The sequence below is a fragment of the Christiangramia marina genome, assembly GCF_048285865.1.
In the GTDB taxonomy this organism is placed as follows: Bacteria; Bacteroidota; Bacteroidia; order Flavobacteriales; family Flavobacteriaceae; genus Christiangramia; species Christiangramia marina.
Genome location: NZ_JBLVTK010000020.1, coordinates 103 through 400 on the forward strand (window position 1 = coordinate 103; position 298 = coordinate 400).

Sequence of the window (298 nt, forward strand, 5' to 3'; positions counted from 1 at the left end):
TGATCTCGACTGGAGTGTCTTCAGTTGTTGAAGCCGAATCATCTACAGCAATAGGAGCATCATTCTCAGCACCTACAGTTACTGTTACCGTAGCGGTATCGGTTCCACCGTTCCCATCAGAAATAGTGTATTCAAAAGTATCAGTTCCGTTGAAGTTTTCATCCGGAGTATAGGTTACCACGCCATTCTCATCGATGGTTACCGTTCCATTGGAAGGTTTTTGAGCTTCAAAAATTGTTACTGTAAGCTCATCACCATCAGGATCAGAATCATTGTCAAGCACAGTGATCTCGACTGG

General features: G+C 43.6%; 1 protein-coding gene. It reads right to left on the bottom strand.

The window, feature by feature from the left end:
• The coding region (locus tag ACNKXS_RS15555; protein WP_417921607.1) for a cadherin-like domain-containing protein at nucleotides 1–298 on the bottom strand (298 nt) is incomplete at both ends.